The sequence below is a fragment of the Hydrogenophaga palleronii genome, assembly GCF_031457455.1.
Classification (GTDB): domain Bacteria; phylum Pseudomonadota; class Gammaproteobacteria; order Burkholderiales; family Burkholderiaceae_C; genus Hydrogenophaga; species Hydrogenophaga palleronii_A.
This window is the reverse complement of record NZ_JAVDWU010000001.1, coordinates 100050-124898: the sequence shown is the minus strand read 5'-3', so window position 1 is coordinate 124898 and position 24849 is coordinate 100050. Positions and strand designations below refer to the sequence as shown.

23 protein-coding genes and 2 tRNA genes are annotated in these 24849 nt (G+C 61.8%); 10 read left to right on the top strand and 15 right to left on the bottom strand.

Annotated elements, in window-relative coordinates:
- Positions 1 to 26: 26 nt before the first annotated feature.
- Positions 27 to 614 (bottom strand): YitT family protein, encoded by a 588-nt coding sequence (locus tag J2W49_RS00655; RefSeq protein WP_310310473.1) that lies wholly within the window; start codon positions 612 to 614, stop codon positions 27 to 29.
- A 199-nt stretch (positions 615 to 813) separates the two neighbouring features.
- Between J2W49_RS00655 and J2W49_RS00650 the strand changes: the two genes are divergently transcribed.
- Positions 814 to 2316 (top strand): SLC13 family permease, encoded by a 1503-nt coding sequence (locus J2W49_RS00650; protein WP_310310470.1) that lies wholly within the window; start codon positions 814 to 816, stop codon positions 2314 to 2316.
- A gap of 16 nt (positions 2317 to 2332) precedes the next feature.
- Here the strand turns inward: J2W49_RS00650 and J2W49_RS00645 are convergent, their stop codons facing one another.
- The 3 genes from J2W49_RS00645 to J2W49_RS00635 all read right to left on the bottom strand — a co-directional run bounded on the left by J2W49_RS00645 (position 2333) and on the right by J2W49_RS00635 (position 4868).
- Positions 2333 to 2749 (bottom strand): hypothetical protein, encoded by a 417-nt coding sequence (locus J2W49_RS00645; protein ID WP_310310468.1) that lies wholly within the window; start codon positions 2747 to 2749, stop codon positions 2333 to 2335.
- A 117-nt stretch (positions 2750 to 2866) separates the two neighbouring features.
- Positions 2867 to 4231, bottom strand: a complete 1365-nt coding sequence (locus tag J2W49_RS00640) for a phospholipase A (RefSeq protein ID WP_310310466.1) — start codon at positions 4229 to 4231, stop codon at positions 2867 to 2869.
- A 268-nt stretch (positions 4232 to 4499) separates the two neighbouring features.
- Positions 4500 to 4868: a DUF4148 domain-containing protein gene (locus J2W49_RS00635; protein WP_310310465.1), complete on the bottom strand. Its 369-nt coding sequence runs from the start codon at positions 4866 to 4868 to the stop codon at positions 4500 to 4502.
- A gap of 197 nt (positions 4869 to 5065) precedes the next feature.
- Between J2W49_RS00635 and J2W49_RS00630 the strand changes: the two genes are divergently transcribed.
- Together J2W49_RS00630 and J2W49_RS00625 are read left to right on the top strand one after the other, a co-directional pair.
- Positions 5066 to 5746 (top strand): heavy metal response regulator transcription factor, encoded by a 681-nt coding sequence (locus J2W49_RS00630; protein WP_310310464.1) that lies wholly within the window; start codon positions 5066 to 5068, stop codon positions 5744 to 5746.
- A 130-nt stretch (positions 5747 to 5876) separates the two neighbouring features.
- Positions 5877 to 7283: a heavy metal sensor histidine kinase gene (locus J2W49_RS00625; protein ID WP_310310463.1), complete on the top strand. Its 1407-nt coding sequence runs from the start codon at positions 5877 to 5879 to the stop codon at positions 7281 to 7283.
- Positions 7284 to 7313: 30 nt separating this feature from the next.
- Here J2W49_RS00625 and hemW read toward each other — a convergent pair whose 3' ends face one another.
- The 5 genes from hemW to J2W49_RS00600 form a co-directional block, all read right to left on the bottom strand.
- Positions 7314 to 8495, bottom strand: coding sequence for a radical SAM family heme chaperone HemW (hemW, locus tag J2W49_RS00620; protein ID WP_310312079.1), 1182 nt, complete (start codon positions 8493 to 8495; stop codon positions 7314 to 7316).
- 101 nt (positions 8496 to 8596) lie between these two features.
- The gene (rdgB, locus tag J2W49_RS00615; RefSeq protein ID WP_310310462.1) at positions 8597 to 9220 is read right to left on the bottom strand and encodes an RdgB/HAM1 family non-canonical purine NTP pyrophosphatase; all 624 of its coding nucleotides are present in this window, start codon (positions 9218 to 9220) and stop codon (positions 8597 to 8599) included.
- 29 nt (positions 9221 to 9249) lie between these two features.
- Positions 9250 to 9981, bottom strand: coding sequence for a ribonuclease PH (rph, locus tag J2W49_RS00610; protein WP_310310461.1), 732 nt, complete (start codon positions 9979 to 9981; stop codon positions 9250 to 9252).
- Positions 9982 to 10000: 19 nt separating this feature from the next.
- Positions 10001 to 10900, bottom strand: coding sequence for a PP2C family protein-serine/threonine phosphatase (locus J2W49_RS00605; RefSeq protein ID WP_310310460.1), 900 nt, complete (start codon positions 10898 to 10900; stop codon positions 10001 to 10003).
- Positions 10897 to 11904 (bottom strand): serine/threonine protein kinase, encoded by a 1008-nt coding sequence (locus tag J2W49_RS00600; protein ID WP_310310459.1) that lies wholly within the window; start codon positions 11902 to 11904, stop codon positions 10897 to 10899. The genes J2W49_RS00605 and J2W49_RS00600 overlap by 4 nt, the downstream gene beginning before the upstream one ends.
- 61 nt (positions 11905 to 11965) lie before the next feature.
- Between J2W49_RS00600 and J2W49_RS00595 the strand changes: the two genes are divergently transcribed.
- The 4 genes from J2W49_RS00595 (at position 11966) to J2W49_RS00580 (ending at position 16152) form a co-directional block, all read left to right on the top strand.
- On the top strand, positions 11966 to 12898 hold the full coding sequence (locus tag J2W49_RS00595; RefSeq protein WP_310312075.1) for a YicC/YloC family endoribonuclease: 933 nt from the start codon (positions 11966 to 11968) through the stop codon (positions 12896 to 12898).
- 10 nt (positions 12899 to 12908) lie between these two features.
- Positions 12909 to 13529: a guanylate kinase gene (gene gmk / locus J2W49_RS00590; RefSeq protein ID WP_310310458.1), complete on the top strand. Its 621-nt coding sequence runs from the start codon at positions 12909 to 12911 to the stop codon at positions 13527 to 13529.
- Positions 13530 to 13555: 26 nt separating this feature from the next.
- Entirely contained in the window at positions 13556 to 13759 is a 204-nt protein-coding gene (gene rpoZ / locus J2W49_RS00585; protein ID WP_069047262.1) for a DNA-directed RNA polymerase subunit omega, read from the top strand.
- 134 nt (positions 13760 to 13893) lie between these two features.
- Positions 13894 to 16152, top strand: coding sequence for a RelA/SpoT family protein (locus J2W49_RS00580; protein WP_310310457.1), 2259 nt, complete (start codon positions 13894 to 13896; stop codon positions 16150 to 16152).
- Positions 16153 to 16170: 18 nt separating this feature from the next.
- Here J2W49_RS00580 and greB read toward each other — a convergent pair whose 3' ends face one another.
- The 4 genes from greB to hrcA all read right to left on the bottom strand — a co-directional run bounded on the left by greB (position 16171) and on the right by hrcA (position 18074).
- On the bottom strand, positions 16171 to 16734 hold the full coding sequence (gene greB, locus J2W49_RS00575) for a transcription elongation factor GreB (RefSeq protein ID WP_310310455.1): 564 nt from the start codon (positions 16732 to 16734) through the stop codon (positions 16171 to 16173).
- 102 nt (positions 16735 to 16836) lie between these two features.
- Positions 16837 to 16913, bottom strand: a tRNA-Arg gene (locus J2W49_RS00570).
- Between the two features lie 28 nt (positions 16914 to 16941).
- Positions 16942 to 17018: transfer RNA gene (locus J2W49_RS00565), tRNA-Ile, on the bottom strand.
- 36 nt (positions 17019 to 17054) lie between these two features.
- A complete protein-coding gene (hrcA, locus tag J2W49_RS00560; protein ID WP_310310453.1) occupies positions 17055 to 18074 on the bottom strand; it encodes a heat-inducible transcriptional repressor HrcA in 1020 nt (339 codons plus the stop codon).
- Positions 18075 to 18167: 93 nt separating this feature from the next.
- On the opposite strand from hrcA, the gene J2W49_RS00555 reads away from it, so the two are divergent.
- Genes J2W49_RS00555 through rapZ form a run of 3 tightly spaced genes read left to right on the top strand, consistent with a single transcriptional unit; the run spans position 18168 to position 21730 of the window.
- Positions 18168 to 19085 carry an NAD kinase gene (locus J2W49_RS00555; RefSeq protein ID WP_310310451.1) on the top strand — a complete coding sequence of 306 codons (918 nt, stop codon included), beginning with the start codon at positions 18168 to 18170 and terminating at the stop codon, positions 19083 to 19085.
- 57 nt (positions 19086 to 19142) lie between these two features.
- Positions 19143 to 20786 (top strand): DNA repair protein RecN, encoded by a 1644-nt coding sequence (gene recN, locus J2W49_RS00550; RefSeq protein ID WP_310310449.1) that lies wholly within the window; start codon positions 19143 to 19145, stop codon positions 20784 to 20786.
- A 14-nt stretch (positions 20787 to 20800) separates the two neighbouring features.
- On the top strand, positions 20801 to 21730 hold the full coding sequence (rapZ, locus tag J2W49_RS00545) for an RNase adapter RapZ (RefSeq protein ID WP_310310447.1): 930 nt from the start codon (positions 20801 to 20803) through the stop codon (positions 21728 to 21730).
- On the opposite strand, the gene mutY is transcribed toward rapZ, so the two are convergent.
- Both mutY and J2W49_RS00535 read right to left on the bottom strand, forming a co-directional pair.
- On the bottom strand, positions 21706 to 22827 hold the full coding sequence (gene mutY, locus J2W49_RS00540; protein ID WP_310310445.1) for an A/G-specific adenine glycosylase: 1122 nt from the start codon (positions 22825 to 22827) through the stop codon (positions 21706 to 21708). The two genes, rapZ and mutY, sit on opposite strands and share 25 nt — an antisense overlap.
- The gene (locus J2W49_RS00535; protein WP_310310444.1) at positions 22824 to 24767 is read right to left on the bottom strand and encodes a dynamin family protein; all 1944 of its coding nucleotides are present in this window, start codon (positions 24765 to 24767) and stop codon (positions 22824 to 22826) included. Before J2W49_RS00535 ends, mutY begins: the two co-directional genes overlap by 4 nt.
- Positions 24768 to 24849 lie beyond the last annotated feature (82 nt).

The window sequence follows — 24849 nt, the reverse complement described above, 5'->3', positions numbered from 1 at the left end:
TCGGCCAAGCGAGGATCGCAGGCAACTTACATCGCCATGTAGCGCCCGGGTCGGTGGTTGATGGCCAACGCCAGATTCAGCACCACCGCTCCCAGCACGGACCAGGCGACCTGCTGCCAGTCCACCACCAGAAAGGCGGCCAACACGATCGCACAATCCATCGCCATCTGCAGGTGCCCTGCCCGCCATCCGAAGCGTTCCTGCGCAAAGAGCACCAGCACGTTGAAGCCGCCCAGGCTCGCGCGGTGTCGGAACAGCATCAACATGCCCGCCCCCATCAGCAGCCCTCCCAGTACCGACACAAAGCCGGTGCTCAGCTTGTCAAAAGCGATCCAGCCTGGCAGCCAATGCACGAACGCAGCCAGCAGGGCCACGGCAGCAAAGGTCTTGAGCGTGAACGCCCACCCCATGCGACGCACCGCCAAGGCGTAGAAAGGCAGGTTGATGGCAAAAAACACGGCGCTGAAGCTCCAGCCTGTGGCGTAGTGCAGCAAGAACGCCAGGCCTGCCGTACCACCGGTGAGCAGACCGGTTTGTTGGAACATGACGACGCCCAACGCGACGAACAAGGTCCCGGTGAGCAACGCCTGCACGTCCTCGTGAAGGCGGTGCATCGCCGGGGGATGCGTGGTGGCAGACGACATGGAAGACGGTGCGGGGCGATGCAACAGGTAGGACGACACGGTGAGGGCAGGACGATGGGGGCAGACTGGGCGCCTGAGGGGCGAAGGATCACAGTGTCCGCTCGCAGCGTGCCTGAACCCTTGACGCAGGTCAGAACGGCGACAAGTGAGCACCGTTTATCCTGTTCCGATGTCTGAATCCGGATCGTGCGCCCCTGGCCCCGCCGAAGAACGGTGGCAAGTTCGCTTGAGATGGGCGGGTCTCATGGCCGGCCCGGCGCTGTTCCTGCTCTGCCTGTGGGTGCTGCCGCATGGCGACGCGCTCAGTCCGGCGGGCCGCCTCACGACAGCATTGGGGGTCTGGATGGCGGTCTGGTGGATGACCGAGGCGATTCCCTTGCCTGCGACCGCCCTGCTCCCGGTGGTGGCCTTTCCGCTCACGGGGGTACAAAGCACGGCACAGACGCTGCAACCCTACGCATCCGACATCATCTTCCTGTTCATGGGCGGCTTCATCATCGGTCTGGGCCTGCAGCGCTGGGGCCTGCACACGCGGCTCGGTCTCTCCATCGTGCGAATGGTGGGCACCTCACCGGCGCGCTTGGTGGCGGGTTTCATGGCAGCCACCGCCTTCATGAGCATGTGGATTTCCAACACCGCGGCGGCCATGATGATGCTGCCGGTGGGTCTGAGCGTGATCCAGTTGCTGCAGGACCGCACGGCCCTCAGCGACGGCACAGCGCAACCCGGTTTGCGCCATTTCGGTACCTGCCTGCTGCTGGGTATCGCCTACGGTTCCTCGATCGGGGGCCTGGGCACCCTCATCGGATCGCCTCCAAACCTCATCCTGGCGAGCTTTGCACGCGAGCGGCTCGGCCTGGAAATCACCATGCTGGGATGGATGGCCCTGGGTCTTCCGCTGGTCGCGGTGTTGCTGCCGCTGACCTGGCTCTGGCTGATCAAGGTGGCCTTCCCCATCCGCCTCAAGGTCGACGCCAGTACGCGCGAATCCCTTTTGAACGATCTGAGTAGCCGCGCGCCCATGAGCCGGGGCGAAGCCATCGTGCTTGGCGTCTTCGGCCTCACGGCCATGGGCTGGATGCTGCGCCTGCCGTTGTCCCAGTGGCTCGACCTCCCGCAGTTGACCGATGCGGCCATCGCCATGACGGGGGCCCTGCTTCTGTTCGTCCTGCCCGTCGACATCCGGCGGCGCACCTTCGCCATGAACTGGGAAACAGCGGTCAAACTGCCCTGGGGCATTCTCTTGCTGTTCGGCGGCGGCCTCAGCCTGGCCAGCGCCATCAGCACCCACGGCGTGGACGCCTGGCTGGCGTCCGGTTTTTCAGCACTGGCCGGCATGCCCATGTTCTGGGTACTGCTGGCTGTGACGACACTGGTCATTTTCCTGACTGAACTGACCAGCAACACAGCGGTGGCCAACACACTCATGCCCGTGATGGCGGCGGCCGCAGTGGGAATGGGTGTCGAGCCGCTGCCCCTGCTCATGGCGGTGGCCCTGGCCGCGAGCTGCGCGTTCATGCTGCCGGTGGCCACGCCTCCCAATGCCATCATCTATGGATCCGGTCAGGTGGCGATGTCAGACATGATGAAAGCGGGATTCGCTTTGAACCTGCTGTCGTTGCTGGTGATCGCGGCCCTGGTTCACTGGCTGGGTGCGCTTCATTCCAGCTGACCTGCCGCAGCGGGATTCAGTCAGGGCGACCCAAGCGCAGCTGCATGCTTCCACGCAATCGCTCGTACTCGGCTGGGTGCTGCGTCTGCAGGCGATCCAGCGCCTGCTCCACATCGCGAATCAGGGAGACGGCGTCCTGGGTCTTGATTTTTTCGATCTCGGCCTGAATGACCCTGAGTCTTTTCAAAGACCTGACGGCCGCCTCCGACTGGGGCGTGACCTGCTCGGCCAAGTCGACCAGCACCTCCGTCAGCAGCCCAAGCTGTCGACCGTAAGAGGCAACCTCAAAGGCCTGCCGCTCGATCCTGCCGTCGCCTGAAGTCGCGTCGATACCCTCAAAAAACCAATCGGTGTGCGGGTCGATCCGCTGTGCCACGCTGCCGCTGAACGGCAACTGCCACTGAGGCGCAAAAATCAAAAACCATGGAAACATGGACACCTCCCTGAAAGAGATGCCCATTTAAGCGCAACCACACCGAAACCACATCCCCAAACCGGCGGGAAAAGACGGATGGCGCAACACCCGAAGTGCGCCAGTCGCACGCTGCCATCAAAGCAACCATCCGCCCAGCTGCACGCCGATGCCGAGCGATCGCGTGCGATGGTTGTAATCGATGAGGCTCTCGCCATAGCCATCAAACCACTGCAGATAGCCACGCAGGTTCTTGAACAGCGGGTAGCTCCAGTCGAGCTGATACGCGCCTTTGCGCGTGCTCAGGTTGCGACGAAACATGGCGCTGAACTCGCTCTCGCCGAGGCGGTAGATGCCGGTGAGTTCGAAACGACCCATGTAGTCCACCATGTCCGGGTTGTCGTCCTTGGCGGCGTCTTCGCTCAGGCGCTGCCACACACGCGCATTGAGCGCGAACGGCCCTCTTTCATACAAGGATTCAAGAAACACCCGGTTCCAGCTGCGCGACAAAGGACCCGCCTGGCCATTGGACTGGTGGTTGAAGCCCAGGCTGATCACCCTGAAGCGACCGCCGAGAAGGGAAAGATCGCTGCGCCAACGCATCCACACCTCAGGTTCATGGTTGGTCTCGCGAAACGGAGAAGAGATTTCCTTGTTGAAGACCTGCCAGAACGAACGGTTCGTGTAGCCCGCAATCAGGTCCGCCCGACCGTCAAACAGGTTGAGCGCCAGCGGCACCTTCAGACTGATCTGGAACTTCGCCTCGTTGCGGTCCAGCGCTGGCGCCACCTCCGGAAAGGCGGCCTGGAACGGCGCCGAGTTTGGCACCGAAAATTGACGTGCGAGCACAAGGTAGGAAGGACGGTTCAGCGTGAGCGCATACGGATTGTCATAGGCAGCCCATTCACCGGCGAGCCGACTGCTGGTGTTGGCTACCACAGGCTCCGCATCTGCCACAGGCCCAGTGGCTTCTTCCGGCACAGCCACAGCCACAGCCTCAGTCGCAGTCGCAATGGCGGGCGCTGATTCAGTCGGCACCATTTCAGCCTGCTGACATGACCGGCGGACCTCAGCCAACGTGGCGGTCGGCGGCATGCTGCGCAAGCGCTCCAGTAGGCAGATTTCGGTCGCGTCAACATCCGCCCTGGGTGTGGCGGAAGCCAGGACAACGGGCTTGACTGCGACACAAGCCAATGGCACCTGACCCTGCAGCTGCAAAAGTATGCTGTCCTTCTGTCCACTGAACGAGTGCTTGCCATCGCCATAGGCAAAGCCGGACCCAGTCGTCTGTGCCGGCAATTCCAGCACCTGCCCGGTCGGCAAGGCCACGATGAGCTGTGCCCGATCCGCGGCAAGGCGAACCACCAGCGGCTGATCCACGCCGCAGCTGTACTTCAGCTCGCCAGCAGCGGAAGCCTCATCTGCTGCCTGCACCGCCAGTGGACACGCCGCCACAAGGGCGCCGATCACAATCAATCGTTCAAGAATTCGGGGGGTGCGCATTTGTGCGTGGCTCCATGCTGAAGGATCTGTGAATGATCCTGCGCATTATGGAGATGAGGGCCCACGTCACTTCACATCCGGAAAACCGGCACGGCCTTCAAAGAGAAAACAATTTGCTTTGGCGCTGACAGCGGAACTTCAGGCGAGCACCCAATCCTGAGAAACACACCCATGCCCTCGCTTGCGCGGGAAGCAAGTTGGCAATGGCCGCGTGGCGTGGTGCGCGCACCTCAGTGCAGACCGCACCACACGGCCTTGCCGGCACCCATCACCGCTGAACGACCTGCGTTGCACGCACACCCGCCAAGCGGATCTGCTCGGCTTGTGCAGGCGTGGCGACCGGATGGATCTCACCAGCGGCCACCAAGCCCAGACGACGTGCTTCTGCGTACTCAGCACGCACCTGGGCGCGGGTCTTGCCGATGCCCTGCTCGGCTTGCACGGGCTGGATTTCACCATTTGCAATCAAGCCGCTGGCACGGGCGGCCACAGCCTGACCACGCACTTCAGCGCGGCTCAGCGACGACTGCGTGGACGAAGAGAAGACTTCGTTGCCTTCCAGCGGGCCTTCTGCGAACGAGGCCCCGGCGGCCAGCGTGAATGCGAGTGGAACGAGAATTCGGGTAGAGAGTTTCATGATGATTCCTGAGTGGTTGAAAGGTTTGCTAGGGCGTGCTGCTTTGACTGATTTGCGGCACGGAATGAACTTTAAAAACCGCAGGTTGCGTTTCATGAACACGAGAATTACCAATTCGTAATGCAGCCACACCCTGATTCCCCGACAATTTGCACCTCCCCATCGCATTCCTACCGGCACCACCACGCCCTCACACCATGCGCATCCTGGTCATTGAAGACGAAGCCAAACTGGCGGACTACGTCAAGCGCGGTCTGACCGAAGCCGGACACACGGTGGACGTGGCGCGCGACGGCATCGAGGGCCGCTACCTGGCCCTCGAAGGCGACTACCAGCTGGTGGTGCTCGACATCATGCTGCCTGGCATTGATGGGTTTGGTGTTCTCTCCGCCTTGCGCCAGCGTCACGGCACACCCGTGTTGATGCTCACTGCCCGCGACCGGGTGGAGGACCGAGTACAAGGTCTGGAGGCCGGCGCGGACGACTACCTTGTCAAGCCATTTGCCTTTTCCGAACTGCTCGCAAGGGTGGGGGCGCTTTTGCGCCGGGGCCCGGCGGCCAGCGAAGCCGCAACGGCCCGCATGACCGTGAGCGACCTGGAGATGGACCTGCTCAGCCGCAAGGCATGGCGGGCGGGCCAGCGGCTCGATCTGACCGCCAAGGAATTCTCATTGCTGGCGTTGCTGGCCCGGCGCAAGGGTCAGATCCTCTCGCGCACCACGATTGCAGAACAGGTGTGGGACATGAACTTCGACTCCGACACCAACGTGGTCGAGGTTGCGGTGCGCCGCTTGCGTTCCAAGATGGACGACCCATTCAAGCCCAAGCTGCTGCACAACGTGCGGGGCATGGGTTACGTACTGGAGGAAAGAGCATGAGCGCCGCGCCGGGCCGTTCCCAAGCAAGCTCGCACCGCAGCCCGAAGGGCGAAGGCACTCCAGTGAGCGCCGCGCCGGGCCGTTCCCAAGCTAGCTCAGTCCCGCAGTGCGCAGCACGGAGGGTCGTCCAGTGAACACCAACACCGCGGCCATGCCGGCCAGCGCGACCGCAGCCAAGGCAGGCACCACACCCTGCGCATATTCGATCGGCCGGCGCCTTTCGCTGCTGCTGGCCATACAGACGGTGATAGGCCTTGGTGTGTTGCTGGCGACCATCTATGGCGCCACCACCATGCTCTTCAGCATGAAGCACGAAGAGCAATTACGCACCTACAGCAACGTGCTGGTCGATGTGATCAAGGAGTCCAACATCCAGGGCGGGGAAGCTGAGGTCGTGTCCAAACTGAGCTGGCTGGCCGAGCGAAGCTCCGGGTTTTATCTGGAAGTGGAAAGAGCGGACGGCAGCGCGCTCTACCACGATGCTGCCCCCTCATTCGACCTCGCTCAAAGCGTCACCAATGCCATGGCGTTCACTGTGCCTGCAGCGAATGGTGAACTGCTTTACCGGGGCCAACTCGTTCTCGACTGCACCCAGGACGCCAAGACAGGCCGCCGGGTGGCATTGCTCTTGATTGTTTCGGTCATCACCGGTGCCGCCCTGGTGGGCTGGGGCACGTTCTGGCGGGTCCGATGCAGTCTGCGGCCCCTGATCGATCTGGCGGCGCAGACCAAGGCAATCGATGCCAGGCGGCTGGGCCAGCGCCTCACGCTGGAGGAGCCGGTAGAAGAGCTTCAACCGCTGATCGATCAGTTCAATGGGCTGATGCACCGGGTTGAGCGAACCTACACGCAGCTCGAGGGCTTCAACGCCGACGTGGCCCACGAGCTCAGAACCCCGCTGGCCACGCTGATCGGTCACACCGAACTGGCCCTGAGCCGGGAAAGAAGCGCAGATGAGCTGAGCGAAACGCTGGTGTCCAACCTGGAAGAGCTCCAGCGCATGGCCGCCATTGTCAACGACATGCTCTTCCTCGCCCAGGCTGACCGGGGCGTGAAGGCCAGGCGTGGTGCACCCGTCGGCCTGGCGCAACTGGTGCAGCAAGTGGTGGAATTCCACGAGGCCGCCATCGAGGAGTCAGGTCTGGGCGTGGCCATTGAGGGTGACGCCAGCCTGCCGCTGGATGAACCCCTGGTCAAACGGGCACTCTCCAACCTGCTGGGCAACGCCATCCGCTATGCAGACAAAGGGTCCCGACTTTCGGTGCACATCGCCCAGGACCACGACCGTTCCGTGCGGCTCTGGGTGGAAAACGTTGGCCCCAGCATCGACGAAGCCCATCTCCCACGACTCTTTGACAGGTTTTTTCGCGCAGACTCCGCCAGGAGCGAGCCGGACCGGCTTCATCATGGCCTGGGACTGTCGATCGTGGCCGCCATTGCACGCATGCACGATGGTTTTCCGACGGCGGAGTCGACCAATGGCACCACCCGGGTGGGCTTCAGTCTGCGCGCCGTTGAAGCCGGCCTGAGTTCTTGATTCGCTGCCCCAACGCCAAGGGGCGATCCATCAGTCGGCGAGGAACAAGCTTTGAAGATCGCTCAGGAAATCAAAGCCTCGGGCAGTCGGCCTTACCCATGAAGCGTCGAGCGTGACCCAGCCTTGGTCCTGCGCCTGCTGCAGCGCCTGATCAATGCTGGAGAGCGGCAACCCAGTGCGCTCGGTGAATTGTTGAAGCGTGAACCCGTCCCTGAGTCTCAGGGCGTTGAGCATGAACTCAAACGGCAGTTGCTTCCTCGACACTTCGTCGGCGCTGACCACCGCGTCACCAGCCAAGGCTCGTTCCATGTACAGCCTGGGGTCGCGCACCCGCACCGGTCGGCCAATGCGATGTGCAAAACTGAGCTTGCTGTGCGCGCCCGCGCCAATGCCCAAGTAGTCACCAAACTGCCAGTAGTTCAGGTTGTGCCAGCAGCGATGTCCTTCGCGGGCATAGGCCGAGACTTCATAACGGCCCAGACCTGCCCGAGCGGTGGTGTCGGTGATCAGATCCAGCATGTCCCAGGCATCGTCTTCCTGCGGCAGCGCCGGAGGGTACTTCGCGAAATAAGTGTTGGGCTCCAGCGTGAGGTGGTAGATGGAGATGTGTGGTGGAGCGAACGACAGCGCCGTGCGAATGTCTTTCTCGCAATCGGCCAGCGACTGACCGGGCAGCGCGTACATGATGTCCAGGTTGAAGGTGTCGAATGAACGGGCGGCTTCTTCGACGGCCGCTTTGGCCTGGTTCGCGTCATGAACCCGGCCCAGCGCCTTCAGGTGCTGGTCATTGAAGCTCTGCACCCCGATCGAAAGCCGCGTCACACCGGCTTCGCGAAAAGCACGGAAGCGGTCCTTCTCGAAAGTACCGGGATTGGCCTCCAGCGTGATCTCCGCGTCGGCATCAAGCCGCACCAAAGAGCGGATATCGCCCAGCAACCGGTCGATGGCAGCAGGGGAAAACAGGCTGGGGGTGCCACCACCGATGAACACACTGTGAACGGGCCGGCCCCAGATCAATGGAAGCGAGGCCGTGAGATCGGCTCGCAAGGCGTCCAGGTAGCGCGCCTCCGGCAGGGCTTCATTTGCGCCTGCGGTGGCGGTCCATTCGTGGGAATTGAAGTCGCAGTAGGGGCACTTCTTCAGGCACCAGGGCAGGTGCACGTAAAGCGACAGCGGCGGCAGGCTTTGCAACTGCAGGGTGCCTGGCCGCATCCAGCGATTCACGTCGTTCCATGCGGCCTGTGACTGGGGGGACGCATCCCGGCCTTCTGCGATCTCTCGGGGCCAGGACATGGGCACCGGCTTGCCCGCTGTCATGGGCGCGCTTCGGCAGGCAGTGCGAACCAGCGCTCGCGCATGAGCGCCAGCATCTGTCGGGCCGCCCGGCCCCGGTGGCTGTGGGCGTTCTTGACTTCGGTAGGCAGTTCGGCAAATGTTTTTCCAAATTCGGGCAGAAACATCACAGGGTCGAAGCCGAAACCATTTTTTCCCAAGGGCTCGCGGGTGATCAGCCCAGGTGCGCGACCTGTTGCCACCAAAGGCTCGGGATCATCTGCATTGCGCAGTGCCACCAGCGTGCTGACCAGCGCAGCCCGCCGGTCACTTACGTCGGTCAATTGTTCGAGCAGGGCGCGCACATTGTTGTCATCGCCCTTCTCATATCCAAACCGGGTGGCATAGAAGGCGGTGTCCACGCCGGGCAGTCCGCCGAAGGCCTCCACGCACAGCCCCGCGTCGTCTGCAACGGCGGGCAGCCCGCTCACGCGCGCCGCATGGCGGGCCTTGACCAGGGCGTTCTCGACAAAGGTGCGATGGGGTTCGGGTGCCTCGGGAATGCCCAGTTCGCCCTGTCGCACCAGTTCCACGCCCAGCGGCGCAAACAGTGCCTGCAGCTCGGCCAGCTTGCCCGCGTTGTTGGATGCCAGTACCAGCTTCATGCCAGCTTCACGCCCGGTACGACGACAAGTCAGGACAGACCCAGCGCACGGCGCTGCAGGGACACGAGTTCACCGATGCCCTTTTCTGCCAGCACCAGCAATGTGTCCATTTCGCGCCGGGTGAAGGCGGCGCCTTCTGCCGTGCCCTGCACTTCCACGAAATGACCGGCGCCCGTCATCACCACGTTCATGTCGGTGTCGCAGGCCGAATCTTCCACATATTCGAGGTCGAGCAGGCTCTCGCCTTGCAGAAGGCCCACGGAAATGGCCGCCACGTGGTCCTTGATCGGTGATGCCGCAATCTTGCCTTCCTTGAGCAGTTTGCTCACCGCATCGTGTGCCGCCACGAACGCGCCGGTGATGCTGGCGGTGCGGGTGCCACCATCCGCCTGGATCACGTCGCAATCCAGTGAAATGGTGCGCTCACCCAGGGCCTTGAGGTCGAACACAGCGCGCAGGGAACGTCCAATCAGCCGCTGGATTTCCTGGGTGCGTCCGCTTTGTTTGCCGCGGGCGGCTTCACGGTCACTGCGGGTGTGGGTGGCGCGCGGCAGCATGCCGTACTCGGCCGTCACCCAGCCTTCTCCGCTGCCACGTTTGTGCGGCGGCACCTTCTCTTCCACCGAGGCGTTGCACAACACCTTGGTCTGGCCAAATTCGATCAGTACCGAACCTTCGGCGTAAAGGGTGTAGCCACGGGTGATGCGAACGTCACGCAGGGCATCTGGGGCCCTTTGGCCCGGTCGAAACAATGCTGTCATTGGAGAAAGAAAGAGGGGGTCAGAGTTTGCGCTCGGCCGTGCGGCGGATCGCTTCATTGATCTCGGCTATTGATCGTTCAATAGCTTCGTCGTCCATGTCTTCGATGGTGGGATCGGGCACGCCGGACTGGATGGTGGAGGCGAACACGCCATCTTCAATGTCCTCGGTGGACACGCTGGTCGACTGGAATTCTTCAGGCGTTTCCCACTCCATGGCCAACACGGTCACGTTGTCGCACCGGGCCCCTCCGCGCTTGAGTGCCATCTCCACCAATTCGGGCACGGCCTGCTCCAGAGGACGCTTGGAGAGTTCTGAAGCGATCTCCTGATCCTTCACCGTGCCCCAGAGACCGTCAGAACACAATAGCACGCGGTCGCCCTGTTGCAACTGCAGCGGCCCGGACAGGTCATAGACCGGCTTCGCCGGCGAGCCCAGACAGGTGAACAGGATGTTGCGGTTGATGTGGTCGGTGGCCTTGCCGAGGTGGGCCTGCTGCTCCATGTAGGAATGGTCGCGTGTGCGGGTGAGCAACTTGCCATCTCGCACGATGTAGAGGCGGGAGTCACCACAATGCACCCAGTGCATGTGATTGCGCTCCATCACCGCCGCCACCAAGGTGGTGCGCGGTGTGTCCAGCATGCCTTTTTCAGACGCATAGCGAATGATCTGGTGATGCGCGGCCATCAGGGCGCTGGAGAGGAATTCGGCCACCTCGCGCACCGTCGGATTCGCCGCCTTCTGGAAATAGGCAGAAAAGGTCTGCAGCGCGAGCTGCGCAGCCATGGCGCCTTCAGGGTGCCCACCCATGCCATCAGCCAGCACAAACAGGCCTGCCTCACGGGTGTAGGCATAGCCCATGCGATCTTCGTTTCGCTCGCGACCGCCTTGACGACTGATCTGGTAGACCGAAAACTTCATCGAAACTTGGTGCCAGCGTTCGTGGACTTGCGCATCGATTTCTTGTTGTCCGACACGATGCTGTCAAACTGCAACCGCATCTTTTCAGCCACCGTGAGCTTGGTGTAGCTGCGTTCGGTCTCCCGGCTGAGCTCCTTTTGCAAGGCGAACACCGATTGCGGACGAGACAATGGATCAAGCGACATGCACCATTCCACCACCTCGATGAGGTTGTCCGAATACACACCGCGCAGACGGGACAAAGCGAGCGACAGACGGTCCTTTTCCAGTCGCTGCGGTGCATCATTGGGTGGGTAGCCCTGCATGCTGGCGTAAATGCAGGCGCCAATGGCGTAGATATCGGTCCACGGACCCATGGAGGAGTCGCGACGGTACATTTCGGGCGCAGCAAACCCCGGCGTGTACATGGGTCGAATGAAATTGCCTTCTTTGCTCAACACCTCGCGGGCAGCGCCGAAATCGATCAGCACAGCCCGGTTGTCGTCGGTCACAAAGATGTTGGCCGGCTTGATGTCGAGGTGAAGCATCTTGTGCTGATGCACGATGCGCAAGCCCCGAAGCACCTCGTCGTACAACGAGCGAATCGTCGACTCGCGAAACACCTTCTGCTTCTTTTGTTCCCGCGCCGTGATGATGAATTCCTGGAGGGACGCACCCTCAAGGTAGTTCATCACCATGTAGACCGTTTCGTTTTCACGAAAGAAATTCAGCACGCTCACCACCGATGCATGCGAAATCTGCGCCAGCGCCCGGCCTTCTTCAAAAAAGCTCTTGAGGCCAAGCCGGTAAAGCGAAAGTTTTTCAGGCTGAACCTGGGGAAGCAGCTCACCTGGCGCCCGCGAAGCAAGCGAAGATGGCAGGTATTCCTTGACAGCCACTTGCTGGCCTTCGGTGTCCACGGCCAGATACACAACGCCAAAACCGCCCGCAGCAACCTTGCGGACGATGCGATAACCGCCAATGACGGTGTCGGGCGGCAAGGGGGCGGGTTTGACCTTTGACATAATTCGGATGGATTCCGGAACGCCTCGTTTTGGACCAGACAACCTGATGGGGCACAGTTCGATGGCAGTTTACAGCATGACCGGCTACGCGACGGGCCAATCCGGAGGCTCTGCAGAAGCCGGAACGCCAGACCAAATCCGCGAGGCTCAACCCTCTGTGGGCGTGGAAATCCGCTCGGTCAATAGCCGTTTTCTGGACCTGTCTTTCAAATTGCCGGACGACCTGCGCGGCGCCGAGCCGGCGCTCAGGGAAATCCTGACGGCCAAGCTCAAGCGGGGAAAAGTCGAAGTCCGTGCATGGATCGAAGGTCGGACCGATGCCGGCCCTCGCGCGCCCAGTGCGCTGGAACTCCAGAAGCTGGTGGGCCTGCAGGACAATGTTCGAGCATGGCTGCCCACCGCCGCACCGCTGTCCGTTGCAGAGGTGCTGCAACTGTCCTCGCGCAACCATATCGATGTGGGCGATCTGCACAAGCCCTTGATGAAGCTGGCCACCAAGGCGCTGGACAACCTGCTCTCGGCCCGCGCGCGCGAAGGCCAGCGGCTGACCGAGATGCTCCTGGATCGGTTGGGACAACTGCGGCAACTCGCGCATGACGCACAGCCGCTGATTCCACAACTGGTGGCTCAGCAACGCCAGCGTTTCCTCGACCGATGGAATGACGCACTTTCGGCTTCGGCGGGTGCAGCGACAGGCCATTCGGTGGCGCCCGAGATGGCCCATGATCGCGCCTTGACGGAAGCCACTGCGTTCGCCATTCGAATCGATGTGGCCGAAGAACTAACGCGGTTGGACTCGCACTTGATCGAAATTGAGCGGCTGCTGAACAAGGGCGCCGAAGTGGGCAAACGGCTCGACTTCCTGATCCAGGAACTGCATCGCGAAGCCAATACGCTGGGCTCCAAATCGTCCAATCTCGAGCTGACCCGAATTTCTGTGGACATGAAAGTGCTGATTGAACAGATGCGCGAACAAGTCCAGAACATTGAATAGCCTTAATTTCATGCAATACCCTGGAAACCTGTTCGTTGTGGCCGCACCCAGTGGTGCGGGCAAATCCAGCCTGGTCAAAGCACTGATGGAGCTCGACGCACGCGTGGTTCCCTCCATCTCGCACACCACGCGCCCCCCACGGGGACAGGAGCTGCACGGCCGGGAGTACTACTTCGTCTCCAAAGAGACCTTTGACCAGATGGTCATCCAAGGCGCATTTCTGGAATGGGCCATGGTGCATGGCAACCGCTATGGCACGTCCAAAATGGCCATCGAGCAGCGCATGGCACAAGGGGCCGATGTGGTACTGGAGATCGACTTCCAGGGAGCTATCCAGGTCAAGCGGATTTTTCCGAATGCCGTGCTGGTCTTCATTCTTCCGCCCAGCTGGGACGAACTGCGCTCTCGTCTGGAACGCCGCGCCGAGGACACGCCAGAGGTGATCGAGCTGCGCTTGCAGAACGCCGCCACTGAAATGAGCCACGCCCGAGAATTCGATTTCGTTATAATCAACGAGTTGTTTGAACGGGCCTTGTTCGACCTCAAGGCCATCGTCCATGCTCAGCGGCTCAAGTTCGCCGCCCAACGTATCGCCAGGAGCGACACGTTCAGCGCACTCAACATCTCCTGATTCACCGCAATACCCGGAGCCCACACATGGCACGCATCACCGTCGAAGACTGCCTGGAAAAAATCCCGAACCGTTTCCAGCTCGTGCTGGCAGCCACTTACCGCGCCAGAATGCTCAGCCAGGGTCACGCCCCCAAGATCGAGAGCAAGAACAAGCCTGGTGTCACCGCCCTGCGTGAAATTGCCGAAGGCAAGGTCGGGCTTGAAATGCTCAAGAAGGTTCCGCTCTGATCCAGCAGTGCCCTCACGCTGAAAAGCACCGCAATGCGGTGCTTTTTTGTTTCTGCGACCTGATCAATGACGCCCATAGACGGGCTTCAGTCGGGCCTGCGGCCAAGTTATCCATCTCGCGCTAAAGTAGTGACATGAGTTCAGTGGCCCCATCCGGTGTTTTCGCGCCAGCAGAAGTGCCTTCGCACCCTGCGGTGAGCGCCGCTGCGGCCAGCTTTGCCGCGCTGGTCGGCAAACTCGACTACATGACGCCGGTCGAAGTCGAAAGCGTCCGCCAGGCTTATCGACTCGCCGATGAGGCCCACCTGGGACAGCTGCGCAAGAACGGTGACCCGTACATCACCCACCCCATTGCGGTGGCTGCCCAGTGCGCAGAGTGGAAGCTTGATGCGCAGGCACTGATGGCGGCGCTCATGCACGACGTGATCGAGGACTGTGGCATCACCAAACCGGAATTGGTGGAACGGTTCGGGTCCCCGGTGGCCGAACTCGTGGATGGGCTGACCAAGCTGGAGAAGCTTGAGTTCGATACGCGCGAACAGAATCAGGCGGAGTCGTTTCGCAAGATGCTGCTGGCGATGGCAAAAGACGTACGTGTCATCTTGATCAAGCTTGCCGATCGCACCCACAACATGCGCACCATGGGCGACATGCCGCGCAGCAAGTGGGAGCGCATCAGCAGTGAAACGCTGGAAATCTACGCGCCCATCGCTCACCGCCTGGGCTTGAACTTCACCTACCGCGAACTGCAGGACCTCGCGTTCCGCCATCTGCACCCTTGGCGCTATGAGGTGCTTCGCAAGGCATTGAACAAATCCCGCACCCGCCGCCGGGATCTGATCGGCCGGGTGGAGCAGGAGGTCGAGGCCCTTTTTGCCCAGCACGGCATGCCGGTGCGAATCCTCGGTCGAGAGAAAACGCTGTATTCGGTGTACCGAAAAATGGACAGCAAGCACCTGTCGTTTTCGCAGGTGACCGACATCTATGGCTTTCGCATCGTGGTGCCCGAGCTGACCGACTGCTACACAGGCATGGGCATCCTGCACCAGCTCTACAAGCCTCTGCCTGGCAAGTTCAGGGACTACGTGGCCATCCCCAAGGTCAACGGTTACCAGTCACTGCACACCACGCTGATTGGCCCGTTTGGCACCAACATCGAATTCCAGTTGCGCACCCATGCCATGGACGTGGTGGCCGAATCCGGCGTCGCTGCGCACTGGCTTTACAAGGCCAGTGAGCCCAACAGTGACACGTCTCAGCGGCTGGGCACCCAGTGGTTGCAGTCGCTGCTGGACATTCAGCAGGAAACCCACGATGCCAGCGAGTTTTGGGACCACATCAAGATCGATCTGTTTCCGGACGCAGTGTATGTGTTCACCCCGAAGAGCAAGATCATGGCGCTGCCGCGAGGCGCGACCGTCATGGACTTCGCCTACGCCATCCACAGCGACGTAGGCAACCGCACTGTGGCCGCACGGATCAATGGCGAACAGCTGCCTTTGCGCACCGAACTCAACAACGGCGATGTGGTCGAAATTGTCACCGCACCTGGCGCAGAGCCCAATCCGGCTTGGCTGTCGTTCGTGAAGACCGGTCGTGCGCGTTCAAAGATTCGCCACTACCTCAAAACCATGGCACAGGAAAAGGCCCACGTGCTAGGGGAGCGCATGCTGAATCAGGCGCTGCGCTCAGAGGGCATCGCCGCCCTGCCTGCCGAAGCTGATGAACATCAGGCCATCTGGGACAAGCTGCTGCGCTTCACAGGCAACAAGAGCAGGATCGAACTGCTGTCCGATATCGGCATGGGCAAGCGGATTGCCGGCATGGTGGGCAAGAAGCTCGCCGTGCTGCTCTCGGAAACAGGCCTCAAGCCCGACGCTTTGCTCATCAGTACCGAACGCTACGCCGCCGGCGCCGATGAGTCGGTCTCACAAGGCATGGTCACGCTGGATGGCAGTGAGGGGCTGTCGGTGCAGTACGCTCCCTGTTGCAAACCCATCCCGGGTGATCGCATCGTGGGCTACCTGGGACGCGGCGAGGGCCTGATCGTACACGCGGAAGATTGCCCCACCGGACGCCGCCTTCTGGCACGGGACAGTGAGCGTTTTCTGGAGGTGGAGTGGGCAGACGAGCCTGTGCGCTCATTCGACACCACCTTGCTGGTCACGGTCACCAACGGAAAAGGCGTGCTGGCCCGCGTAGCGGCGGCGATCGGGGCCGCTGAAGCCGACATCACCCACGTTGACATGGGCAGCGAGCCCGCTCAGGCCGCCACCGACATCCGTTTTCTGGTGTCGGTACGAGACCGGGTGCACCTGGCGGACGTGCTCCGGAGTCTCAAGCGCACACCTTCGGTGCTCAAGGCGCAGAGATTCAAGCCATCAAAACCATAGGATCACACTGACGAGTGTTCAGCTCTGCCCTGGTGCAGGGTAGCTGACCGCGAGCACTTCCAGCGTCTGTTGACCTTCTGGCAGCGCGAGCCGGACCTCATCACCCACCCGGGACTTGAGCAGGGCACGAGCCACGGGCGACACCCAGCTGATCTGGCCTTTGGCGCTATCGGCCTCGTCGATACCGAGGATCGTGACCGTGGTTTCCTCGCCTGCAGCACCAGCGTAGGTCACCGTCGCGCCGAAATACACGTGTTCGCCGCCGTGATGCACCGAAGCATCCACGACTTCAGCGATTTCCAGCCGACGCGTCAGAAAACGGATGCGCCGATCAATTTCGCGCAGGCGCTTCTTGCCATAGAGGTAGTCGCCATTTTCTGACCGGTCGCCATTGCTGGCTGCCCAGTGCACGATCTCCACAATCTTGGGACGTTCCTCGTCCATGAGCGCAAAGAGCTCACTCCTCAGTCGCTCGTAACCCGCCCGGGTGATGTAGTTCTTGCCGTCGGGCGCGATCGGCGCGGCGGGAGGATTGTCGTCATCCTCGTCGTGGTCGGTTTCTCGGGTAAAGGCCTTGCTCATGTGACGCCGGAGTCGATCAGGTGGGTAGGCAACATACCATCCGCGCGGGTGTTCAGACAGAAAATGAAAAAGCCTGCAGCTTTTGGCTGCAGGCTTTCATTTTGGTGCGGCTGGCAGGAATCGAACCCACGACCCCTTGGTTCGTAGCCAAGTACTCTATCCAGCTGAGCTACAGCCGCGTAAGCTTCGCAGTATAGCATGGCTTTTTGGTAGGCCGTGAAGGACTTGAACCTTCGACCAAAGGATTATGAGTCCTCTGCTCTAACCAACTGAGCTAACGGCCCTACGGAGTGCGCATTGTAGGCGCAGCCGCAGACAGTTCATTTGCTGTGGCTGAGCGCATTGCTCACCAGTTTGGCAGTGACATCAACGATCTGGATCATCCTGTCGTACGGCATGCGCTGAGGGCCGATCACACCGAGTGTGCCCACGACCTTTCCATCGACCTCGTACGGCGCGGTGACCACCGACAGGTCCTCGAAGGGCACCACCTGGCTCTCTCCACCAATGTAGATGCGCACCCCGTCGGCCTGGGTGGACACGTCAAGCAACCGGATGAGCTGGGTCTTCTGTTCGAACAGATCAAACATGCGGCGCAACTGCCCCATGTCACTGGAGAACTCGCTGACGGACAACAGGTTTCGCTCACCCGCGACAACCACATCATCGTGTTCGCTGTCGGCCTCGGCACCGATGTCGACCGCTGCTTTCATGAGATCGGCAATTTCCCCCCGCAACGCATCCACTTCAGTTCGCAGACGCTCGCGCACGGCTTCCATGGTCAGGCCTGCATAGTGGGCGTTGAGAAAATTGGCTGCCTCCAGCAACTGCGTCTGGGAAAAATCCACCTGGGTGTGAATGATGCGGTTCTGCACATCGCCATCAGGTGACACGATGATGACCAGCACCCTGCGCTCGGACAGACTCAGGAACTCGATGTGGCGAAACACCGATGCGCGCCGGGGCGCCATCACCACCCCAACGAACTGGGACAGGGTCGACAACATGTTCGCTGCGTGGCTGATCACGCGCTGAGGTTGCCCCCCCTGGATGCTGGGCGGGGACATGTCGCCCACAGGAGAGAGGCTCTCACGGCGCACAGTCAGCATGGTGTCGACAAACAGGCGGTAGCCACGTGCCGTGGGAATTCGGCCTGCTGAAGTGTGTGGGCTGGCGATCAGGCCGAGCTCCTCCAGGTCGCTCATGACGTTGCGGATCGTTGCTGGCGACAGATCCATCCCCGCGGCCTTGGCCAGCGTTCTGGAGCCAATGGGTTGACCGTCGGCGATGTATCGCTCGACCAGGGCCTTGAGCAAGAGCTTTGCGCGGTCATCCAGCATGCCTGCATTTTAAGGAGTGTGCTGGTGTTGTGCCGAGCGCCAGCAAGGGTTTGGGAGACTGGAACGCTGGGCCAGCTGTGCTGTAATTTGCCCATGAGCCACTCCCCCGACCAACGGTCTGCCCCCTCGCAGGCGGCCCGCCACCTTCGATTTCCCCATGTGGTCATCGTGGGCAAGTACCACGCGCCGGGTTCTCGAAATGCGGTCGAAGAGATTGCCCATTTCCTGCACGACGAGGGATGCGACGTGTCGCTGGAACGCGACACCGCGCTCAACACCGGGCTGCTCCAGTATCCCGCGCTCTCCGTTCCTGACATGGGGCAAAACTGCGATCTCGCGCTGGTGGTGGGCGGAGACGGGACCATGCTGGGTATCGGACGCCAGTTGGCACGCTACGGCGTTCCCATGGTGGGCATCAATCAAGGCCGGCTGGGCTTCATCACCGACGTTCCGTTCGAAAGCTACCGAGAAACGCTGCAGCCCATTTTGCGTGGCGAATTCGAAGAGGATGCCCGGGCGCTGATGGCGGCTTCCGTCTGGCGGGATGGCCGGTGTGTCTTTGAAGCCACGGCGCTGAACGACGTGGTCGTCAACCGCGGTGGAGCCGCCAGCATGATCGAGCTTCGCGTGGAGGTGGACGGTCATTTCGTGGCCAACCAGCGCGCTGATGGCCTGATCATCGCGTCACCGACCGGGTCCACCGCCTATGCCCTGTCCGCCGGTGGGCCCTTGCTCCACCCCGCCATCGACGGCTGGGTCATGGTACCGATCGCGCCACACACCCTGTCGAACCGGCCGGTTGTGCTCCCGGCGCGCAGCGAGATTGCGGTGGAGATTGTCTCGGGCAAGGACGCGAGCGCCAACTTCGACATGCAGTCGCTCACCAGTCTGCTGCACGGAGACCGCATCGTGGTTCGGCGATCAGAACACGCGTTGCGTCTTTTGCACCCTGCCGGATGGAACTACTTCGACACCTTGAGAAAGAAGCTGCACTGGAATGAAGGGGTCTGAAATAGCGGTCAGAATACGGACTCCGTGGCCCCTGTTTGACCTTAGCTTTTCCATCTCATGAGCCTGCGACGCATTGTCTTGCGCGACTTCGTGATCGTGCAATCTCTTGACCTTGAGCTTGACGAGGGGTTTGGCGTGCTCACGGGTGAAACCGGTGCGGGCAAATCCATCCTGATCGACGCGCTGCAACTCGCGCTCGGCGGCAGAGCTGAGAGTGGCGTGGTCCGGGACGGCGCATCAAGGTGCGAAATTGCCGTCGAATTTGAAACCCTTCCCTCACTGGCGCCCTGGCTGGAAGAGCATGGGTTTGCCGTGGATGAGACCTTGCTTCTGAGACGAACGGTTGATTCGGAAGGCCGCAGTCGCGCCTGGATCAATGGCAGTGCAGCCACTGCAGCCCAGCTCAAGGCACTGGCTGAGCCCTTGGTGGACATTCATGGACAGCACGCTTGGCAAAGCCTCACCCGCCCTCAGGCGGTGCGCGAACTGCTCGACGCCTACGCAGGGATTGACACGCGCGAAGCCGAACAAGGATGGCTGGCTTGGCGTGAGCGTCGCAGGGCCCTCTCGGATGCCACAGAGCGGCAGGCCTCGCTGCAGCAGGAAAGCGACCGATTGAGCTGGCAGCTGGGTGAACTCGAAAAGCTCGCACCACTGCCTGGCGAATGGGAGGACCTGAACACCCGGCATGCCCGCCTGGCCAACGCTCAAGCGCTGCTGGACGCGGCCCAGACCGCGCTGACGGCGCTAGATGAAGAAGACACCAGCGCGACCGCTCTGATTCATCGGGCGGTCTCCGCCTTGAAGGCCCAGTCCCACATTGAACCCTTGTTCGCCGAACACATCGAGTCGCTGGAAGGCGTGCTGGCGCAAGTGCAGGATACGCTGCACAACCTGCACCAGTACACCCGCCACGCCGACCTTGACCCGGAACAGCTCGAAGCCCTGGATCAGCGGATTTCCTCATGGATGTCGTTGGCCAGACGTTACCGGCGACCTCCGGAGGACCTGGCGGACCTGCTCGTGCAATGGAAGACCGAGCTGGGACAAGTCGGGCAGGCCCTGGATCTGGCCCATTTGCAGCAGGCTGAACAACAGGCGTGGCAGGCTTTCGAGAAGACCGCAAGGACATTGACGAAAAAGCGCCAGCAAGCGGCACCGCAACTTTCCGCCGCCGTGACCACCACCATGCAGACGCTGGGCATGGAGGGTGGTGTCTTTGAAGTGGCGCTCAGAAAGCTCGAGGAACCGCAGGCCCATGGCTGGGAACAGGTGGAGTTTCTGGTGGCGGGCCATGCCGGCACCACACCCAAGCCCGTCGGCAAGGTGGCCTCTGGTGGTGAACTCTCGCGCATTGCGCTCGCCATCTCTGTGGTGACCAGCCGGCTGGGTACCGCGCCCACGCTCATTTTTGACGAGGTGGATTCAGGCATTGGCGGCGCCGTGGCGCACACGGTCGGACAATTGCTGAAGCAACTCGGCCAGGACCGTCAGGTGCTGGCGGTCACTCACCTGGCACAGGTGGCCGCATGCGCCGACCACCACTTGCTGGTGAGCAAACAGCGCGCCGGGAAACAGACCTTGAGCACGGTCGCACCCATTGCAGCCGAAGCACGCGTGCAGGAGTTGGCGCGCATGCTGGGTGGGAGCGCCCAGTCGGAAGTGTCGTTGGCGCATGCGCGCGAACTGCTCGCGGCCTGATTCCTCCCTGCCACATGACAAATACGCCAGAAACCACCATCGAACTGGTCCTGATCACGGGCATGTCCGGGTCAGGCAAATCGGTCGCGTTGACCGCGTTGGAGGACATCGGCTTCTTCTGCGTGGACAACCTGCCTCCCGACCTGCTCGATGCATTCGTGGCACTGGATCAAACCCACCGTGCAAACAAGGTGGCCATTGCGATGGACGTGCGCAGCGCCGCTTCACTGCCTGGCCTTCCCGACCGGCTAAAGCGCCTCACACAGCGAACGGACCGAAAAATTCTGCTCACCACGCTGTTTCTGGACGCCACCACAGACACGCTGGTGCGTCGCTTCTCAGAGACCAGGCGCCTGCATCCGCTCTCGCTCAAGACCGCCAACGACCAGCAGCGCGCGCTGACCGATGCCATTGAATACGAAAGAGAACTCCTGGCCGAGCTTCGTGACGAGGCGCTGGTGCTCGACACCAGCCTGATCCGGCCGGCACAGCTCAGAAGCCACATCAAGGCCTTGCTGAGCACCTCGCCAGCGCCGTTGACACTGGTGTTCGAGTCCTTCGCGTTCAAGCGCGGCATCCCCATGGATGCGGACTTTGTTTTCGACGTGCGCATGCTGCCCAACCCCCACTACGAGCCCGCCCTCAAGCCCCTCACCGGCCGCGATGCGGCGGTGGCGACCTACCTCGAAAGCCAGGACGAGGTGCGGGCCATGGAAGCGCAGATCCAGGCTTTCCTTGAACAGTGGCTGCCGCATATGCTGAAAGACCACCGCAGTTACGTCACGGTGGCCATCGGCTGCACTGGGGGGCAGCACCGGTCGGTGTATCTGGTCGAGCGCCTGGCCAAGGCCTTTGGCGCGGAATGGTCCACGCGTATGCGGCACAGGGAAATCGACGGCTGGCCCGCGGCACAACAGGCTCAGCGAGCCGGTTCGGCATCCTGAAGCCCGCCGCCAAGGCGCTGAGCCAGCAGCAAGGTGCGCAGGGGCGCGGGCATGCCATGCGCATGCAGCGCATATTCCGGCACCCACTGCCCGTTTGAAACCCAGCCGGCATCCTGCTCGGCACAATCCAGCAACATGGGCTGCAACCGCAACTCCCGGTGCGTCAGACTGTGCGAGATGGGCTCCAGCAGTCGCAGCTTGTCGCGTTGCGTGGCGTCCACGGTCTCCATCAGGCTCAAATCGCTGTCAAACACGGGCACACAGAAGAGCCCTGCCCAGATGCCCTGTGAAGGACGGCGCTGCAACCACCAGTGAGTCTGGCCAGAAGCCAGTACCGTCCTAGCCAGCAACAGCCACCAGGTTTCATGCCGCCGCTGGGTCTTGCGTGTCTTGACGGGAAACTGGTCAACGGTGCCGGCGGCTCGGGCCCGACAAAGGGCGGACACGGGGCAACGCTCGCACAGTGGCCGGCTTCGCGTGCAGATCGTGGCGCCCAGATCCATGAGCCCTTGTGTATAGGCCGTCATGTCGTCACCAGCCGCTGTCTTCGGTACCAGCGCCTGTGCCAACGACCCCAGCGCCTTCTGAGCGGACGCCTGTGACATGTCGCCGGAAAACGCCAGCAAACGGCTGAGTACACGCCGCACATTGCCGTCGAGAATCGAGATTCTTTCTCCATGGCAGAACGCTGCAATGGCGGCGGCGGTGGACTCGCCAATGCCCGGAAGCAGCGCCAGCTCTCGCGCAGACCGAGGGAACGCCCCCCCATGCTCGGCAACAACCACCTGCGCACAGCGGTGCAGATTGCGCGCCCGGCTGTAGTAACCCAGCCCGCTCCAGAGCGCCATCACTTCATCGCTGGGGGCGCTGGCCAAAGACTGCACATCGGGAAAACGCAAAAGAAATCGCAGAAAGTAGGTGAGCACGGTGCTCACCTGTGTCTGCTGCAGCATGACTTCCGACAGCCAGACCACGTAGGGATCCCGGGTGTGTTGCCAAGGCAGGCCGCTGCGGCCATGCACCCGCTGCCAGGCAATCAATTCCGCCGCAAAACCGTCAGGCAGGTCGGCGCCGGCCCCCACAAGCTGGCTGCTCATGCAGCCGTGGCTTCAGCGGTCTCTTCTTCTTTGGCTGAGAGCAGGTGCTCCGTGAGCTCGGCCAACTTGGCATCGGCCAGGTTGAGTTCGGCCTGAAGCGCCTGCAACTCGCGGATGCGCTCATTGAGGCCGCCCGCTGCCTGCTGGATCCGCGAGACCGCCTCAATGCGACGACCAAAGTTGCGCCGCCGCTCGCGCAGCTGGGCGTCGAGTTGCGCAGCGGCCGACTTGTTCCACAACTCGACTTCATTGACCGCCGTCTCAAACACCACGCGCAGGCGGCTCATGAGTGCTCTGGCCAGGCGTTCGGCGAATTCAGGCTGCGCCAGCCTGAGTGCATTGCCCAGGCTGAGGTACTGAACATGGCTTTTTTCGATCAGTTCCAGATCCCTGTAGAAGCGCGCCAGCTTGGGCTGGGGAGGCGCCTGCAGTGAAAATCCGTATTCGGCGTTCAGCCCCTTGAAGCTGCCTTCGAGCATCGACTGGATCTCGCCCGCCAGGCGCTCCGTCTGGACAAGCCCCTCACGCAGACGTTCAAAGGTTTTCCCATAGGCGCGGCGAACGCCGAGCTTGACACCCGGTTGCTTGAGGGCCTTGGTCAGCTCGGCTACCTCGATCTTGAGATGGGTGTGCCCCAGCAGGGCAAAGAGATCTTTCAACAGGCGCAGATGCACCGAACGCACGGCCTGGATCTTGGCGCCGCTCGCATCGAACTCCGCCTGTTCTTGTTCGATGCGCAACCGCATCTGCTTGATGACGCCGTCGTTTTTGCCCCTCAGGCCCTCCAGTTCCTGAACCTGCTCCACCAGATCCCGCGCACGGGTGTGTACCAGGCGGCTGGTCTCCAGGCGCAGCGCCTGGATACCGGTGGCCACGGCCGATCGCAGGATGGCGCGACGCTGACCCAGAAGGTCCACGCCGAGCGCTGTCTCCAGCTCCATCAGCTTGCTCGCCTTGAGCAGCTTCTTGTCGCGGTTGACCTTGGCGAGAAGGCCTTTTTGCGCCGACACCGCGAGCACCTGGCGCGGCGACAATCCCAGAATGTCGGCCGCGTCGGTGCGCTGCGATGCAATCTGAAGCTGCACCTGTTCGGGCGAGCTCAATGCATCCCACATGGTGTCGATCTTGTTCAACACCACCAGTCTTGACTCGTTGCCCTCACCCAGCACGGAGAGATGCTGGCGCCAGATGCCCAGATCGGATTTGGTCACACCGGTGTCGGCGGCCAGGATGAACACCACCGCATGGGCCTGGGGCAACAGGCTGACGGTCAGTTCGGGTTCGGCGCCAATGGCGTTCAGCCCAGGCGTGTCCAGGATCACCAGACCTTGCTTGAGCAGCGGGTGCGCCATGTTGATCAAAGCGTGCCGCCATTTCGGCACCTCGATCATCCCGTCTGGGCCGGGCATGGGGTTGTCTTCCGGCAGCTCGTCGTTCCAGAAACCCAGTGCTGTCGCCTCGGCCTTCGTGACCTTGCGCACCTCGGCCACTTTCTGAATCGCCTGTGCCAGTTGCTCGGGATCGTTCACATCCAGGTCGATGCGCTCCCATTTCTCCGGCGCATTGCGCCAGTCAAGCAGCGATTTGGCCTGCAGGCGGGTTTCAATGGGAAGCAGCCGCAGGCAAGGGGGAATGTCGGCGTCATAGCCGAGCTCCGTCGGGCACATGGTGGTACGCCCGGCGCTGGCGGGCATGATGCGGCGACCATACCCGGCAAAAAACACGGCATTGATCAGCTCGGACTTGCCGCGAGAGAACTCCGCAACAAAGGCCACCATGATCTTGTCGTTGCGAACCTGCTCATGAAGCTGGTCCAGCCGCTCGCGGATACCGGGCTCCATCAGGTCGTGGTCGGTCAACCATTCAGACAACAGCCGCAGCCGCAAGGCAAACTGCCTGCGCCACACCCCATGCTGATCGAATTCCTGATTGAAGCTCATATACCGTGTCTCATTGATGCCGGCAATATAGCACCGGCCCTATGTCCAAAGCCGTCTCGCCGGAGGTACGGCTCAGTGGGGG